Here is a 16,057-nt window from a genome sequence, read left to right on the forward strand (position 1 = left end):
GACCTTATCATACTATGCTCGAAGTAACCGGATTGACGAAGACCTACGGGTCACTACTGGCAGTCGACGATCTCTCGTTCAAACTCGAGCAGGGTGAGTTTGCGACCCTGCTCGGGCCGAGCGGTTGTGGAAAGAGTACGACGCTTCACGCGATCGCGGGACTGCGCGAGGCGACGGCGGGAACCGTCTACCTCCGCGGAGAGGACGTGACGGACGTCCCGACGAACGAACGCAACATCGGGTTCGTCTTCCAGCACTCGGCGTTGTTCCCCCACATGACCGCCAAAGAGAACATCACGTACGGCCTGAAAATGCAGGAGTTCACCGGCCGCGACCACGACGAGCAGGCCGAACACTTCCTCGAGATGGTCGAACTGGGCGATCACGGCGACCACAAGCCGACGGAGCTCTCGGGTGGCCAACAACGTCGACTCTCGCTCGCACGAGCGCTCGCGTACGAACCCGATATCCTGCTGCTCGACGAGCCGCTGACCGGACTCGACCGCGTGCTCCGCGAGACGATGCGCAACGAGATCAAGAAGATCCAACGCGAGGTCGACGTGACGACGCTGCACGTCACTCACGATCAGGCGGAGGCTCTGTCGATGTCCGACCGCGTCATCGTGATGAACGACGGGCAGAAAGAACAGGAAGGGCCCGCGAAGGAACTCTATCGGAATCCGCAGACGGAGTTCGTCGCCGAGTTCGTCGGCAAATCCACGAAGTTCACCGGAACGGCCGCCTCGCCGTCCGCTGGCGGCGACGGCGACGGACAGGTCGTCGCCGCAAACGCCACGGCTGTCAACGTCGGCGACCTGCAGATTCACGCCGCTGCAGCCGGCGGCGCCGCCGACGAGCGGCTCTCGCTGTACGTTCGTCCGGAGGAGATCGACGTCCACGAGACGCCGGGCGGCGGCGACGCGGTCAACTCGTTCTCGGCGACGGTGAACCACATCGAGTATCTCGGCCACCGCAACGAGATCGAAGCGACGCTCGAGGACGGCACGAACGTGACCGCATACGGCGACGCCGCCGTCGACGTCGAGATCGGCGACGAGGTCACGATCCAGTTCGATCCGGAGGACGTGATCGTGCTATGAGGACGGTCAAGATCTCCGATTCGTTCCTGCCCTCGTCGGTTCGAAAACGGGTTACGCCGCGCACGTTGGTCGGGATCGGCGTCCTCTGGTTGACGCTGTGTTTCATCGTCCCGATCGTGTTCTTGCTCTACGAGAGCCTGAACTTCGGCGAGGGACACCTGCTCGCAAACTACGAACAGGCGCTCGCGTGGACGTATATCAACGTGCTGGGGCGAACGTTTGTTTACGCGCTTGTGACGACGATACTCACGCTGATACTGGGCTACCTGACGGCCTACTACATCGCGTTCAAGTCGTCGCGACCGATGGTGTTGCTCGCGCTCGTCCTGTTACCCCTGTGGGTCGCGATCATCATCCGGTTTTTCGGCGTCCGGCTGTTCTTCCTGCAAAGCGGCCCGGTCCAACAGCTCTTCGGCACCGATTTCGGGATCCTGTTCTCCCGGAACGGCGTCGTACTGGGGCTGATTAGCGCGTTACTTCCGTTCGCCGTGTTGCCGATGTACAACTCGCTGCGCGCGATCGACGACGATCTGATCAACGCCTCGCGGACGCTCGGCGCCGGCCAGTTTCAGACGCTTCGGTCGGTGATCTTGCCGCTGAGCTTCTCCGGGATCGTCGCCGCGACGCTGTTCGTCTTCATCCTGGCGGCCGGTTCGTACCTCGCGCCGTCGATCATGGGCGGCCCCGCCAACAACATGATGGCGAACATCATCGCTGATACGCAGAGCTACAGCATCCCGCTCGCCTCGGCGATGGCGGTCGTCTTTACGGGACTGCTCTTGATCCTCGTCGGTTTGTTCAATCACTTCGCGAACGTCTCGGAGGTGCTCGGAGACCTATGAGGGCGCGCCTCGAGCGGCTGGGATTTATCCCGCCGTTGGTGGTCGTGTTCACGCTCTTGCTGTTGCCCGTCGTGATCGTCGTCGTGACGTCGCTGACGACCCAGCAGTCGCCGGCGATCCCCTACGACGGCCTCACCCTCGAGTGGTACGTCGAACTCACACAGGACAGACAGATCGTTAGCGCTATCCAGACGAGCGTCGTCGTCGGGGTCTTCGCCTCGGTTCTCGCCGGTATCATGGGAACGGTCACCGCGTTCGGTCTCGTCCGAAGCGAGATTCGGTTCAAGGAGTCGCTTGCGACGGTGATGCTGTTACCGATCATGATCTCGCCGGTCATCATCGGGATCGCGATCCTCCGGTTCGGAAGCAGTATCGGCGTGCCGACCGGCTATCCGATGATCATCCTGGCACACTCCGTGCTGACGTTCCCCTTCGTCTTCCTGATCGTCCGGGCCCGGCTGCTCACCTTCGACGCCCGGCTCGAGGACGCCTCGCGGACGCTCGGCGCGAACGGACTCGAGACGGCGTTCAACGTGACGCTGCCGATCGTCGCGCCGTCGATCGTCGCCGGAATGCTGCTGGCGTTCGTGATCTCGTTCGGCGAGTTCACCGCGACGCAGTTTCTCACCGGCGTCGGGACGGATACGGTTCCGATCTACATCTACACGCAGATCCAGACCGGATTGAGCCCCGTGATCAGCGCACTGGCGACCGCGCTCGTCGCACTGATGATCGTTACGAGCTACCTCGGCGACCGGATCACCTGATCCAACCGGGTACCCCCGGTCGATTCATCTTCGGGGTATCAAACACACCACTGATACTCTCGCCGAGAAGTGACGGCGTGTCGAGGACTCAGTAAATCAGTTCGTCGTCGTTCTCGACCATGTACAGCGTCCGCGCCGCGATGTTGACCGCGTGATCGCCGACGCGCTCTAAGTCCCGGATCGTCAGCAGCAGGCGCGAAACGTCCTGTAACAACAGTTCGACCGCTTCGGTGGACTCGAGTTCGCGCTCGATCAGATCCCGGACGACGATCTCGCTTGCGCGCTCGGCGAAGTGGTCGAGGTCGTCGTCGCGGGTGGCGAGTGTCCGACACGCATCGGTATCTTCCTCGTCGTAGGCGATCATGGCGTCTTCGACCATCTCGAGGGTGAGCGACCCCATCTCCTGGACGTCGACGTCGGGGAAGAGGTCCTCCTCCGCATCCAGGGTGTACTCCCCGAGGTTGACCGCGAGGTCGGCGATTCGCTCGAGGTCGGTGATGATCTTGAACGAGGCGGCGATAAAGCGCAGATCGCTCGCCACGGGCTGTTGAAGCGCCAGTAGATCGATACACTGCTGTTCCAGATCGAGGTACATGCGGTTGATCTCGCCGTCGCCCTCGATGACTTCCCGGGCCAGTTCGTCGTCTTTCTGCTCCAGGGCGTCGAGCCCCATTCGAAGTCGTTCCATCACGACCTCGCTCATATAGAGGACGTCCTCGCGGAGATCCGCGAGTTGTTCCTGATAGGATTTCCGAGCCATGGTTCACGCACCAGTCCGGGCGGAGATATAGCTTGCGCTCACCGCAATCGCCCGAAGACGGGACCAGAGGGGCTCTGGGCCGCTCGGGCCGAGATGTTGGGTGTCACTCTCAGACATACGGAGCGGTTCTCGTCCGTCGACAGAAACGTTGCCCGAGTGAAAACTACTATACGAACATCCTCCGAAAAGGGTTTACAGAAGACATTCGATGCCTAATTCGATTATAATACCGACAGACGGGAGCAAATACGCGGAAGAAGCGGCAGAAGTCGGATTCGAATTCGCGACGAAGCTCGACGCGACCGTCCACGCCGTCGCCGTCGGCGACGTCAGCCTCGCAGAGGTGTCGGCCGTCGGCGCCGCGCCGCCACAGAGCAAGGACGACGTCACCGAGATCGCGATCGAGTGGGCCGAGGAGCTCGCCGCCGAAGCCGAGCGCCACGGGCTCGAGGCCGAGCCCGTCGTCCGAACCGGAACGCCGGCCGAAGAAATCGCCGACTACGCGGCAGAGCTCGACGCCGACATGATCGTCATCGGTACCGCCGGCCGAACCGGGCTGCGAAAGCGGATCCTCGGCAGCGTTACCGACGAGGTCGTCCGGACCGCGCCGGTGCCGGTCGTGACGGTTCGACCGGACGGGAGCGTCGACGCCGCATGAGAGGCCGTCCGTAGCCGCTGTCGACGGGGGCGACGTCGACGACCCCGCACGTCTCGAGGCCGACGCGGACGATACGCCTTTGGACCCGCGAGCCGTAGCTCGTCGAGTCGATGGGGACCAACGGCCGGACGGATCACACCGAGCGACCCGACGACCGCGGCTACGGACCTGGCTGGGATGAGCTGCGAGCGAAAACGCTGCGCCGTGACGGCTACGCCTGTCGGCGCTGTGGGGCCGACGACCGGACCCTTCAGGCCCACCACGTCGTTCCGCGGTCGGCCGGCGGTCCGGACGAACTCGAGAACCTCGTCACCGTCTGTCGGCCCTGTCACGGCGTCATCCACCAGTCGAATCGGGCGTTCGACGACGTGCGCGACGACGCACCGCTGTTTCCCGATCGGACGGCGCCCGCACCGGTCGCTCGAATGCGAACGCCCGACGATCAGTGCTGTAGCCGCTGTGGCGGCGAACGGGCGGATCCGACCGAACTCGTCGCCTGGACCGATCCGACGGACGCGGCATCTGGCTCCGAAACGGACCACGAGACGCTGTGCAAACCGTGTGCCGGATTGGTACTCGAGGCGGAACCCGCGTGTACGCGGGACGGTCTAACCGGGAACCACGAGTTTTCGACCCACGAATTGACGCGCCGGCGAACGGACGCGTCGGTCAGACCCAGCCTCTTCGCCTCGCCGGCGGTCGCGATCCGACGAGAACCGCGCGGCGCTCGCGAGCGACTGGTCGACGATACGCCGCTCCGATTTCTCGTCAATCACCGCGGCGTCCGCTGGGCGACGCTCGCCGTCGTCTGTTACGTGCTGCTGATGGTCGTTCTCGTCCCGTAGCGATGAGCGACTCAAGCCTCGTGTCTGACCGAGGGCTCGAGCGTCGATCGGACTGATCGAGACGAACAGAGAATCGAGAACGGAGCCGTTCGCTATCCGAACTTCCCGGTAATGTAATCTTCGACGCGATCGCTCTCGGGGTTCTCGAAGATCTTGCCCGTGTCGTCGAACTCGACGAGGTGGCCCCCGGTGAGAAAGACCGCCGTTTTATCGGAGATGCGGGCCGCCTGCTGCATGTTGTGGGTGACGATGACGACCGTGTACTCCTCGGCGAGTTCCTCGACCAGATCCTCGATTTTCGAGGTCGCGACGGGGTCGAGCGCCGACGCCGGCTCGTCCATCAGGATCACTTCGGGGTCGGGCGCGATCGCGCGGGCGATACAGAGGCGCTGTTGTTGGCCGCCCGAGAGGTCGAGTCCGCTCGAGTCGAGTTGGTCTTCGACCTCGTCGAGGAGGGCTGCGCGCTCGAGTGCGGTCCGAACCTTCTTCTCGACGTCGCCGTCGTCTTTGCCCTGGACGCGCAGGCCGTAGGCGACGTTGTCGAAGATGCTCTTGGGGAACGGGTTCGGCTTCTGGAACACCATGCCGATCTTCCGTCGGAGGGCGACGGGATCGACGTCGTCGTCGTAAACGTCCTTCCCGTGGAAGTAGAGGTCCCCGTCGACGCGGGCGATGTCGATCAAGTCGTTCATCCGGTTGATCGAGCGCAGGAACGTTGATTTGCCACAGCCCGAGGGACCGATGAGCGCCGTTACCTTCCGTTCGGGAATGTCCATGTTGATCCCGTGAAGCGCCTGATCGTCGCCGTAGTAGACGTCGAGGTCCCGCGATTCGATGACGGCATCGTCGACCCGCGGCGATCCGAGCGGCGCGTCGTCGGTCATCGCGGCGTCGGTTGCGGAACCGCTCGATTCGGACGACGCGACGGTCTGGGGTCCGTTGGCGGTCATTTGCGGTAGTTGATCCACGAACTTCGGGCAGTTACCTGTTGCGGAATGCGCTTCGATTCGCTCGGGTTCGACGGCCGGTAACTCGGCCGCGCGAGCCCTCGTCGGTCGGATACACGCTCGCCTCGCGTTCCTGCTACCATTAGCGACACCAAGCAGCCGACGGGCTAAGTAGAATACTATGATCGCTCTATCCTGCTCCCGTCGGCTCTATAGCGCTATATAGTCGTCAGTCGCCGACATCGTCGGCACCGCTGGCGTCGTCTGGGTCGGTTGCACCGTCTGCGTCGTGGTCCGCGATCGGAAACTCGAGGACGACCGTCGCACCACGGTCTTCGGAGTCGGATCCGTCGTCCGGACGGGGAGGCGGAATCAACAATCGGCCGCCGTACCGGGTCGCGATCCAGTCGACCAGCCACAGGCCGATGCCGCCGGTGTGGGTGACCTGCGAGATCGCTTGCGTGCCGGTGACGACGGCAGCCTCGTCGGTCGGAATTCCGCTCCCGTCGTCCGTGATCCGAATCCGAACCCGTTCGTCGGTCGTCTCGACCGCGACCGCGACGGTCGGCGCCGGACCGGCGTGGTCGACGGTGTTTTCGAGTAACTCGTCGACGGCGGCCGCGACTTCGTCTCCGCAGGCAGCGACGGCTCGTTCCGGCGTTTCGACGGTTACGTCGGGAGCGGAATCGTCGTCCGTTTGTTCGCGAACGAACGCCGCTGTGCGGTCGCGGACCACGGAAGCCAGATCGGTCCGCGGCGTCGTCTCGGATTCGTCGACCGGCTCGAGGAGCGTTTCGGTCATCCGCGCGCGATCGGCCAAGTCGAGTAACTCGTCCGTCGCGAGACGAATCTCGCGGGCGGCGTCGCGGTTCTCGTCGTCCAGGCGGCCCTCGAGGTTGCTCGCTCGTCCGGCGACGACGTTCAGCGTGTTCCGAAGGTTGTGTCGCAGGATTCGGTTCAACACCAGCAGCATCTGTTCGCGACGCGACAGTGCGGTTGCAAGCCGATCGAGCGTGTCTTCGATGCGCTGCCACTCCGCGGGCCCGTCTACCGACGGTCCGCCGTCGTACTCCCGGCGCTCGAGCGCCTGTACGCGTTCGGTTACGCGCCCGATTCGACGGATCTTCGATCGATAGATCCAGGTTCCAAACGCGGCGATGACGCCGAGGACGGCGAGTCCGGCACCCGCCTGGAAGACGATCAGCCGATTCAGTTGCTCGTCGATCACCGCCCGGTCGCGGTGGGCGGTGACCATCCAGCCGGTCGTCTCGAGGGTCGCGTTCTGCGTCGTGCTGTCGTCGAACGCCGCTGCGCTCGTATAGACCGTCTCTCCCCCGGCGGTGACGGTAACGGCGTCGTGCTCGGTTCCGCGGTCGATGGCGTCGAAGAAGTCTGTTTCCTCGAGGTGATAGGCGGCGTTGAGCGCGCCGACGACCTCGCCGTCGTCGAAGAGGGGCACGCTGAACGCGACGATCGTGTTACCGGTGCGCGCCGAGAGCGGGTCGCTGACGGATGATTCCCCCTCGAGCGCCCGATCGACGTACGGTCGGTCACCGAGTTCGGTTTCGACGAGGTCTCCGCCGTCGGTCGCGTCGTCGCTCGTCGCGTACGAACGCACGGTGCCGTTCTCGGAGACGACCGTCGCACCGTCGAAGGTACCGGCCGCGACGAACGACTCGAGGGCCGCGTCTTGTTCGTCGGTTCCGTGACCCCGAAGTTCAGCGTTCGTCGCGGCGACTTCGACGGTCCGCTGTTGTTCTTCGAGCCGGTCGTCGAGAATCGACGCCGAGAGCTCGGCTCGGTCGGCGATCGCCTCGTCCGTTGTCTGCTCGACGCCAGACCGGTGGGTATCGAACGTGACCGTCAGAACACCGCCGGTGACGACCACGACGACGAGGAATGCGATACCAAACCGATAGACGAGTCTCATTACCGACGCTCCCTGTGAGCGATTGCGAGAACGGGCGTATTACTCTTGTGGCTATTCCGAGATCGTTCGAGGATCGACGGTCAACTGCGGTCTCATCGCGGTGACGAGAGTAGCCACTGACCGTCGCTGCACACCCGATCGCACGACTGCTGTGCGATCAATCTGTAAACCGTCCCAGTTGTCGCGATAGTGAGCTCGTAGTGCAACACCGCGTCGAGTTCACCCCACCACTGAAGTGGGTGAGCGTTCGCCCCGGTCGGCTGTCCGGTTAGCCTCGCCGGTCGTACTTGTTTCGTATGTAGATGGCGACCGCGTTCATGAGCAGTAGTACCGTCAGCAAGACGACGATCCCAGCGGCGGCGACGTGTTGAAACTCGGCTTCAGGTGCTTTCGCCCACTCGAAAATCTGCATCGGCATCGCTGCGAACGACCCCGTCGGATCGGTCAAGTTCGGTGGGCCGAACATCGAGGTCGCCGCACCAACCATGATGATCGGCGCCGTTTCACCGATCGCTCTGGAGAGTGAGAGAATGATACCGGTCATAATACCGGGGATCGCTTCGGGAAGGACGACGCTACGGATCGTTTGCCACTTGGTAGCCCCAGCGCCGTAGGACGCCTGCCGCATCGAGTCGGGTACTGCACGGAGCGCCTCCTGGGTTTGAACGATGACGATCGGGAGGATCAGCAGCGTCAGTGTTAACGCACCCGCGATGAGGCTCGATCCGGCCCCTATCGCGCGAACGAACAGCGCGAGTCCGAGCAGTCCGTACACGATCGATGGAACGCCCGCGAGGTTCGCGATGTTTGCCTCGATTAACTGCGTGAGACGATTATCGCCGGCGTACTCCTCGAGGTAGATCGCGGCGCCGACACCGAGTACGAGGGTAAAGATCGCGGTAAAGACGATCAGATAGATCGAGCCCACGAGCGCGGGATAGATCCCACCAGGTCCGGTAGGGAGGTCTCCGTAGTTGGACGGGTTATAGTGGTCGACGATCATCGACGGAGGATGTGTGATAAACTCCCACGTTACCCACCCCCACGCCTCCGAAACGACGTCGTACAGTAGCGCGATCAGGGCGACGATTCCGACCAATGCCGCGACCATACAGAGGCCGAGAAAGATCCGTCCGTAGCGCCGCATTCGGCGGATCGATGGATCGTTCACCGCGAACGCGTCTTCCTCGGTTCCGGATTCCGGCGTACTCATTGGTACTCCTCCCGGTACCGCGACCGTATCCACATGCTGCCGAGGTTCATGGTAAACGTCATCAAGAACAGGGTGAGTCCGAGCGCGAAGAGGCTCATGTAGCCGATCGAACCGACCGACGCGTCACCCGTTCCGATTTCGACCATGTACGCCGTCATCGTCTGCATTTCCGCGAACGGGCTCATCGTGATCTGCGGTAACATTCCGACTGCGAGCGTGACTGCCATCGTTTCACCGATCGCTCTCGAGATAGCGAGGATGTACGCGGCGAGAATACCCGACAGTGATGCTGGAAGCACGACCTGTGTCGATACTTCGAACTTCGTCGCCCCGAGACCGTAGGCGGCGTTACGAAGCGAATCAGGGACGGAGCTCATCGCGTCTTCAGAGATTGACGAAACCATCGGGATGATCATGATGCCGACGACAATCGCACCAGAAAGCGCGTTGAACACACCGACGTCCGGGTAGAATAGCTGGATAATCGGCGTGATAAACGAGAGTGCGAAGAAGCCGTAGACGATCGTCGGAATGCCGGCGAGCACCTCGAGTGTCGGTTTCAACGCACTGCGAATCCGCTCGTCGGCGTACTCCGAGAGGTAGATTGCCGTCAGCGTCCCCACCGGGATCGCGATGAGCGCGGATCCGACGGTGATCACCATCGTCCCCCACACGAGCGGCAACACGCCGAAGCTCGGATCGGCCGAGTCACGGGGGTTCCACTCCGTCCCAGTGAGGTATTCGACGAGCGACACCTCCGAGAAGAAGTCGATCGCCCCGTCTACGAGCACGAGAATAATCGCTACCGTCGTGAGGACGGTTACGAGGGCACAGGAGAAGAAAATCCATTTTGCAGCCTTGTCGACCGTGTTCCCGACGTCGTTGCTCTCTCGGCTGAGGTCGAGTGGTTCCGAGCTCATTCGTAGTCCTCGTATAGTTCGTCGAGTCGCTCGTGTTGTTCTTCGATCGTCTCGTCTTCGACCTCGAAAAAGCCGACGTCCAGGGACGCCGCTTGCGTGTTATCGAGATAGAATCGAAGGAACGCTCGCACCTCTTCGCGTTCGAGTGAACGCTCCCGTACGTAGAGGTACATCGGTCGGGAAAGCGGGCTGTAGGTCCCCTCCCGGATCGTTTCCGGTTCGGGTTTTTCACAGCCGTCGCCGTCGTCGACCTCGATCAATTCGAGATCGTCTTCGTTCTCGTAGTAGTAGCCGGCACCACCGAAGCCGATCGCGTGTCGGTTGTCTCGGACGCCCCGGATGATCGCGTTCGTGTCGGGCGTTCCGCTGTAATCGTTCCGAATATTCCCGACGTTACCGGTGATCTCCTCGGTAAAGTAGTCGAAGGTCCCCGACGCCGAATCGCGGCCGTACAGCGATATCGGTTCGTCGGGCCAGTCGCTCTCATCGGGAACGTCGATGTCGTCGGACCAGTCGTCCTCGTCCGATTCAACGACCAAATCCCGCCACGTTTCGATCTCCGAGCCGCGTTCCCAGAGCAGCCCCAACTGCTCGGTCGTGAGACAGTCACACCAATCGTTGTCTTCGTGTTTCATAATCGCGATACCGTCTCGGACGACGTCGAGTCGGAACCAGTCGACTCCGTTCTCCTCGCACATTTCTGCTTCGTCGTCGGCGATCTCACGACTCGCGTTTTGAAGATCGGTCTCACCCCGACAAAACTGCTGGAATCCAGCACCAGTGCCCGCGGGTCTGACGGGAATTTCGACCTGGTTGTTTTGCCACATGAACTGTTCAGCGACTAGGGCAGTGTTCGGTCGAAGGGTGTTCGAACCATCGACTACGATCTCTCCTTCGAGACCGCTGTCTTCGCCGCGAGTGATACACCCCGACAGCCCCATCACACTCGATCCTGCGACACCGAGTAAAACGCGACGACGAGAGACGCCGTCTACACCGGATATCGGCTCGGTACCCATCGCCCTGTTCTACCCACGTGCCGTCTAAATACCCTACTATGTTATCTATATATCCCTATGTACGACACAAAGTAACAGTGCTCATCGAACAGTCAATATAGGATCACGACTACCAGAAGCGGCGATTCGGATGACGACGCGCGAAGGGACGACGACTATAGAGGAAGGAGGATTTATGCATATCCGGTCGGAACCGGTCCGTATGGAGACGCGCAAGGTCCAGGTGACGGGCGGGTCAACGTATACCGTCTCGCTGCCGAAATCCTGGGCGACGGCAAACGACGTCAGCGCCGGGACGATCGTCGAGTTCTTCCCCGAGAAGGACTCGCTGTTGCTCACGCCACAGAGCGAAACCGATCGTCAGGAAGGGACCCTCGACATCGCAGACCTCGAGGGCGAGCGCCTCACCCGAGCCGTCATGACGATGTACGTCAGCGGCTTCGACATCATCCGCCTCGAGGCGGGCCGGATCACGACGGACCAGCGACGCGCCATTCGGAGCGCGACCCAGAGCCTGGTCGGCGTCGAGGTGCTCGAGGAAACGACCGACAGCGTCGTCATCCAGGACTTGCTCGACTCTTCGGAGCTCTCGATCGTCAACGCCGTCTCACGAATGCGTTTGATCGCCCGCTCGATGCTCGAGGACGCCGTCACGGGCCTTGTCGAGAACGACGACGATATCGCGCGGGATGTGATCGACCGCGACGACGACGTCGACCGCCTCTGGCTGGTCGTCTCGCGAATCTTTCGCGCGACGCTGCGCTCGCCCCGGGCCGCCGAGGAACTCGGCGTCCCCCGAGAGGACTGTTTCGACTACCACTCGAGCGCCCGGCAACTCGAGCGCGTCGCCGACCACGCGGCCAAGATTTCGAACCTGGCGCTCAAACTCGAGCAGATTCCCGAAGACGTCGCCGATGCGCTGGTCGCGCTCCACGCCGACGCCTCCGACGTCCTCGAGAAGTCGATGGACGCGCTGGTCGCCGACGACACCGAGGAGGCAAATCGGCTCGGTCACGCCGCCCGCGAGGCCGTCCTCGAGATCGACGAACACACGCGGACGATCGACGACATGCTGCGCGACCTCGAGCCCGTGCAGGCCCAGTCGCTCGGATTGATCGTCGACTCCCTCTCGCGAAGCGCCGACTACGGCGGCAACATCGCCGAGACGGCGTTACAGAAGGCGGCGCCGCGACCCTAAGACGTCGGTCGCCGTCGGTTTTTCGAATCGAGGGGAGTCGTCACGGCGCTACTCGCGTCTAACCCGGTTGGGGTCGACTAACCCGAGCGCTATCGCTCGAGACCGTGAAAACGTCGCCGCCGAGCGGCGGCGGCGGGGTGAAACAGGAGCAGTTAGTCGGAGTCGATCAGTCGAGCAGGACGGCGTTGACCTGGCCGGTCTGGCCGGGTCGGGACGTCACGCGGGCGGTGCCCTCGGCGGTCTCGATGACGGCGCCTTTCGTGATGATGTTTCGGCGGACGTAGTTGGGGTTGGCGTCGTTCTCGACGACGTCCTCGATCTCGGCGGCGACCGTCTCGCCGTCCTGGTTGACGCTGGCGACGTTCGTCGCGAGCGCGCGGGTCTTCGTGCCGTTGCCGCGGACGTCGACGGTTCGGAATCGAGGCTCGCCGACCTGCGTCTCCGTCGGCAGGCGTCCGAGTTCGTCTTTACGGCGCTTTCGAACGTTCTTCAGTCGGCCGCCGGTTCGCTTTCGCGTGGAGCGTCCCTGGTCTTGCATACACGCAACCAGTCCCGGCGGATATTTATATGCAACGAGTCGTGGCCCGTCGCCCCTCGTTGTGTCCGCTCGCAGAGTACCGACCGCTCACTCGTCCGCGACCAGACAGTAGGCGTGACCGGGTTCCTCGAGAACTGTCTCCGCGTCATCGTCGTAGTAGTTCGAAAAGACGCCGCGCTCGGCGTAGTAGATCCGCCCGTCGACGGGAACGGGCGCGCTCGTCACGCGCCCGCGGTTCTCGACGCGCCAGCGTCGGTCGCCGGTCTCCTTGTCGAGCGCGTAGAGGTGGGTGTCGTACGATCCCGCCAGCACCGTCTCGGCGGTGACGCTCAGCGCGCCGATGACGCGCCCGTCGACGTCCGTCGACCACACCTCCTCGCCCGAGTCGGCTTCGAGGGCGTAGACGAAGCCGTCGTCGCTGCCCATGTAGACGATCCCCGCGTCGGTGTCGACGGCCGGATTCGACATGATCGAGCCGCCGGTCTCGAACGACCAGCCCTCCGAGCCGTCCTCGAGGTCGATGCAGTAGAAGTGGTTGTCCCAGCTACCCACGTAGCCGTAGCCGTCGTACGCCGCAGCTGTTCCCTTGATCTCCGCACCCTCGCGGAACGCGCCGCCCTCGCGCTCGTCGCCGACCGCGTCCGCCTGGAACTCCCACTCGAACTCGAGGGAGGGAAACGCCCAGCCGTAGAGGACGCCGTCGTTCGATCCGGCGACGATTCGGCCCGTCTCGAGGTCGATCGTCGGCGAGGGGTGGGGTTGGCCCCACATCCGATCGTCGCTCCAGGTCGGCTCGCCCGTGTTCGGATCGATCTCCCAGAGCGTGCCCGTCGAGGGCGAGCCGTACTCGGAGACGACGTACAGCGAGCCGTCGTAGTAGGCCGGACTCGAGCCGATTGCGAGCGCGTCGTCGAGCCTGCTCGCGCGCGTCCGCCAGACGATCTCGCCACCGTCGATATCGAAGGCGTAGAGGTCACCGTCGTAGCCGCCGATATAGGCGGTGTCGCCGACGATGGCGGCCGAACCGTGAAAGCCGAGGTCGGTCGCGCCGGTCGGCGTCGACCACTGCAGTTCGCCGTTCGGCGCGTAGGCGTACACCCGGCCGTTGTCGCCGGCGAAGACGATCGTCTCCCCGTCGGGCGTCGGCACCGGACTCGCCTTCGCCGCGGTGTGGCCGACCTCGTTGAGCGGAACCGACCACGAGACGCGCACGGAGTCGGGGACGGTTTCGTCGGGGTAGTAACCCAGTCGTCGCAGCCCGCCGTGAAACAGCGACACGTCGTCGTCGGCGCCGACGCGGTCGCCGAAGACTGACGGGGAGTCGACACAACCGGCAAACCCGGACGCCGCCGCAATCCCGGCCGCACCGAGGAGCCGGCGCCGCGAAAGGGCGGTCCCACGAACGCGATCTGATGGCGTCTCGACGTCTCGGCTCGGAAGCTCCATTGCGAACTCTAGTCGATTGTCGACGAGCGGATAATAAAGACCGACGCTTCGCTCGTCTTCGGCTGGCTCGGCGCGGTGGCTCTATTCGTCTGCGACCAGACAGTATGCGCGACCCGGCTCCTCGAGGACGGTCTCCGCGTCGTCGTCGTAGTAGTTCGAAAAGACGCCGCGCTCGGCGTAGTAGATCCGCCCGTCGACGGGAACGGGCGCGCTCGTCACGCGTCCGCGGTTCTCGACGCGCCAGCAGCGGTCTCCGGTCTCTTTGTCGAGCGCGTAGAGGTACGAATCGTACGATCCCGCGAGGACCGTCCCCGCGGTGACGCTCAGCGCGCCGATGACGCGTCCGCCGACGTCCTCCGCCCACAGTTCGTCGCCGGAGTCGGCCTCGAGGGCGTAGACGAAGCCGTCGTCGCTGCCCATGTAGACGACCGCTTCCTCGATGTCGACGGCCGGGTTCGACATGATCGAGCGGTCAGTCTCGAACGACCAGACCTCCGAGCCGTCCTCGAGGTCGATACAGTAGAAGTGGTCGTCCCAGCTGCCGAAATAGCCGTAGCCGTCGTACGCTGCGACCGTTCCCTTGATCTCGCCGCCCGCGCGGAACGCGCCGTCCTCGCGCTCGTCGCCGTCGGCCTCGACGTCGAACTCCCAGGCGAACTCGAGGGAGGGGAACTCCCAGCAGTAGACGACGCCGTCGTTCGACCCCGCGAAGATCTTCCCCGCGTCCAGATCGATCGTCGGCGAGGGGTGTGGTTGGCCCCACATGCGGTCGTCGTACCAGGTCGGCTCGCCGGTTTCGGCGTCGAACTCCCACAGCGCCCCGGAGGAGGGCGAGCCGTACTCGGCGATGACGTACAGCGAGCCGTCGTAGTAGGCCGGACTCGAGCCGATCGCGAGGGTGTTCTCGAGTTCCGCGGAGCGCGTTCGCCAGACGATCTCGCCGCCGTCGATATCGATCGCGTAGAGGTCGCCGTCGTAGCCGCCGATGTAGGCGGTGTCGCCGACGATGGCGGCCGAGCCGTGAAAGCCGAGGTCGGTCGCGCCCGTCTGGGTCGCCCACCGTTCCTCGCCCGCCGGCGTGTAGCCGTAGACGACCCCGTTGTCGCCGGCGAAGACGATTGTCTCCCCGTCGGGCGTCGGCACCGGACTCGCCTTCGCCGCGGTGTGGCTGACCTCGTTGAGCGGAACCGACCAGTCGACGGTGACCGACTGCGGGACGACCTCGTCCGGGAAGTAGCCGAGCCGGCGCAGTCCGCGACGGAACAGCGAGACGTCGTCGTCCGGATGCGTCGCGTACTCGGGCACCGACTCCGCGGGCTCGGCGTTCGCGCAGTTCTCGACGGTGTCGCCGCCGTCGGTGCCGCCATCCTCGAGGAGCCCGATACAGCCCGCGAGCCCGACGGCCCCGGCCGTCCCGGCCGCCTGGAGGAGTCGTCGTCGGGACGGCGTTCGGCTGACTCGAGCGGGTTCGGACGTCGCGTTCTCGGTCGTCGGATCCATTAGCGTGTCTGTACACCGCTGGGCGATAATCGCACAAAAAATATCGGGTCCCTTGCAGCGAGCGGTCGAACGGATCGAGAGCTCGAGTGGGCCGCCCCGCGTGCGCGGTGGGACTGCGCTACCTGCGCGGAACCGAGACTCCCGTGAATTGGGTGTGACTCGAGGCGAATGGGCGCTTGCGCCCGTTCGCTCGAGGGATCGACGATCCCTCGCTACTCGCGGGTCACTTCGTTCCCCGCTCGTGTCTCGTGATTTCGCCCTTCGGGCTCCGAATCACGCTACTCCTGCTGTGCGTCGACGACCGCCACACCCGCCAGGCTCACAGATGGACCTTTTTCCGCTCGGGTTCACTCGCTGTGCTCGCTCACCGCTCA

15 protein-coding genes are annotated in these 16,057 nt (G+C 63.7%); 6 read left to right on the forward strand and 9 right to left on the reverse strand.

The window, feature by feature from the left end:
- Window positions 1-14: 14 nt before the first annotated feature.
- Genes C493_RS20030 through C493_RS20040 form a run of 3 tightly spaced genes read left to right on the forward strand, consistent with a single transcriptional unit; the run spans window position 15 to window position 2,709 of the window.
- On the forward strand, window positions 15-1,100 hold the full coding sequence (locus tag C493_RS20030; protein WP_007261318.1) for an ABC transporter ATP-binding protein: 1,086 nt from the start codon (window positions 15-17) through the stop codon (window positions 1,098-1,100).
- On the forward strand, window positions 1,097-1,942 hold the full coding sequence (locus C493_RS20035) for an ABC transporter permease (protein WP_007261319.1): 846 nt from the start codon (window positions 1,097-1,099) through the stop codon (window positions 1,940-1,942). Before C493_RS20030 ends, C493_RS20035 begins: the two co-directional genes overlap by 4 nt.
- Window positions 1,939-2,709 carry an ABC transporter permease gene (locus C493_RS20040; protein ID WP_049889529.1) on the forward strand — a complete coding sequence of 257 codons (771 nt, stop codon included), beginning with the start codon at window positions 1,939-1,941 and terminating at the stop codon, window positions 2,707-2,709. The genes C493_RS20035 and C493_RS20040 overlap by 4 nt, the downstream gene beginning before the upstream one ends.
- A gap of 88 nt (window positions 2,710-2,797) precedes the next feature.
- Here C493_RS20040 and phoU read toward each other — a convergent pair whose 3' ends face one another.
- Window positions 2,798-3,469 carry a phosphate signaling complex protein PhoU gene (gene phoU, locus C493_RS20045; protein WP_007261321.1) on the reverse strand — a complete coding sequence of 224 codons (672 nt, stop codon included), beginning with the start codon at window positions 3,467-3,469 and terminating at the stop codon, window positions 2,798-2,800.
- A gap of 208 nt (window positions 3,470-3,677) precedes the next feature.
- On the opposite strand from phoU, the gene C493_RS20050 reads away from it, so the two are divergent.
- Window positions 3,678-4,127, forward strand: a complete 450-nt coding sequence (locus tag C493_RS20050) for a universal stress protein (protein WP_007261322.1) — start codon at window positions 3,678-3,680, stop codon at window positions 4,125-4,127.
- A gap of 110 nt (window positions 4,128-4,237) precedes the next feature.
- A complete protein-coding gene (locus tag C493_RS20055) occupies window positions 4,238-4,972 on the forward strand; it encodes an HNH endonuclease (protein ID WP_007261323.1) in 735 nt (244 codons plus the stop codon).
- A 92-nt stretch (window positions 4,973-5,064) separates the two neighbouring features.
- On the opposite strand, the gene pstB is transcribed toward C493_RS20055, so the two are convergent.
- The 5 genes from pstB to C493_RS20080 all read right to left on the reverse strand — a co-directional run bounded on the left by pstB (window position 5,065) and on the right by C493_RS20080 (window position 11,001).
- Window positions 5,065-5,922, reverse strand: a complete 858-nt coding sequence (gene pstB, locus C493_RS20060) for a phosphate ABC transporter ATP-binding protein PstB (RefSeq protein WP_007261324.1) — start codon at window positions 5,920-5,922, stop codon at window positions 5,065-5,067.
- Window positions 5,923-6,148: 226 nt separating this feature from the next.
- On the reverse strand, window positions 6,149-7,849 hold the full coding sequence (locus tag C493_RS20065) for a sensor histidine kinase (protein WP_007261325.1): 1,701 nt from the start codon (window positions 7,847-7,849) through the stop codon (window positions 6,149-6,151).
- Between the two features lie 268 nt (window positions 7,850-8,117).
- Window positions 8,118-9,062, reverse strand: a complete 945-nt coding sequence (gene pstA / locus C493_RS20070) for a phosphate ABC transporter permease PstA (protein WP_007261326.1) — start codon at window positions 9,060-9,062, stop codon at window positions 8,118-8,120.
- A complete protein-coding gene (pstC, locus tag C493_RS20075) occupies window positions 9,059-9,982 on the reverse strand; it encodes a phosphate ABC transporter permease subunit PstC (protein ID WP_007261327.1) in 924 nt (307 codons plus the stop codon). The genes pstA and pstC overlap by 4 nt, the downstream gene beginning before the upstream one ends.
- Window positions 9,979-11,001, reverse strand: coding sequence for a PstS family phosphate ABC transporter substrate-binding protein (locus C493_RS20080; RefSeq protein WP_049889530.1), 1,023 nt, complete (start codon window positions 10,999-11,001; stop codon window positions 9,979-9,981). Before C493_RS20080 ends, pstC begins: the two co-directional genes overlap by 4 nt.
- A gap of 202 nt (window positions 11,002-11,203) precedes the next feature.
- Here C493_RS20080 and C493_RS20085 point away from each other — a divergent pair, with 202 nt between their 5' ends.
- On the forward strand, window positions 11,204-12,199 hold the full coding sequence (locus C493_RS20085) for a phosphate uptake regulator PhoU (protein ID WP_007261329.1): 996 nt from the start codon (window positions 11,204-11,206) through the stop codon (window positions 12,197-12,199).
- A 166-nt stretch (window positions 12,200-12,365) separates the two neighbouring features.
- Here the strand turns inward: C493_RS20085 and C493_RS20090 are convergent, their stop codons facing one another.
- The 3 genes from C493_RS20090 to C493_RS20100 form a co-directional block, all read right to left on the reverse strand.
- A complete protein-coding gene (locus C493_RS20090; protein WP_007261330.1) occupies window positions 12,366-12,737 on the reverse strand; it encodes a 30S ribosomal protein S8e in 372 nt (123 codons plus the stop codon).
- An 87-nt stretch (window positions 12,738-12,824) separates the two neighbouring features.
- Window positions 12,825-14,183 (reverse strand): outer membrane protein assembly factor BamB family protein, encoded by a 1,359-nt coding sequence (locus tag C493_RS20095; protein ID WP_007261331.1) that lies wholly within the window; start codon window positions 14,181-14,183, stop codon window positions 12,825-12,827.
- 81 nt (window positions 14,184-14,264) lie between these two features.
- The gene (locus tag C493_RS20100; RefSeq protein WP_007261332.1) at window positions 14,265-15,683 is read right to left on the reverse strand and encodes an outer membrane protein assembly factor BamB family protein; all 1,419 of its coding nucleotides are present in this window, start codon (window positions 15,681-15,683) and stop codon (window positions 14,265-14,267) included.
- Window positions 15,684-16,057 lie beyond the last annotated feature (374 nt).

This window comes from Natronolimnohabitans innermongolicus JCM 12255 (assembly GCF_000337215.1).
Taxonomy (GTDB): domain Archaea; phylum Halobacteriota; class Halobacteria; order Halobacteriales; family Natrialbaceae; genus Natronolimnohabitans; species Natronolimnohabitans innermongolicus.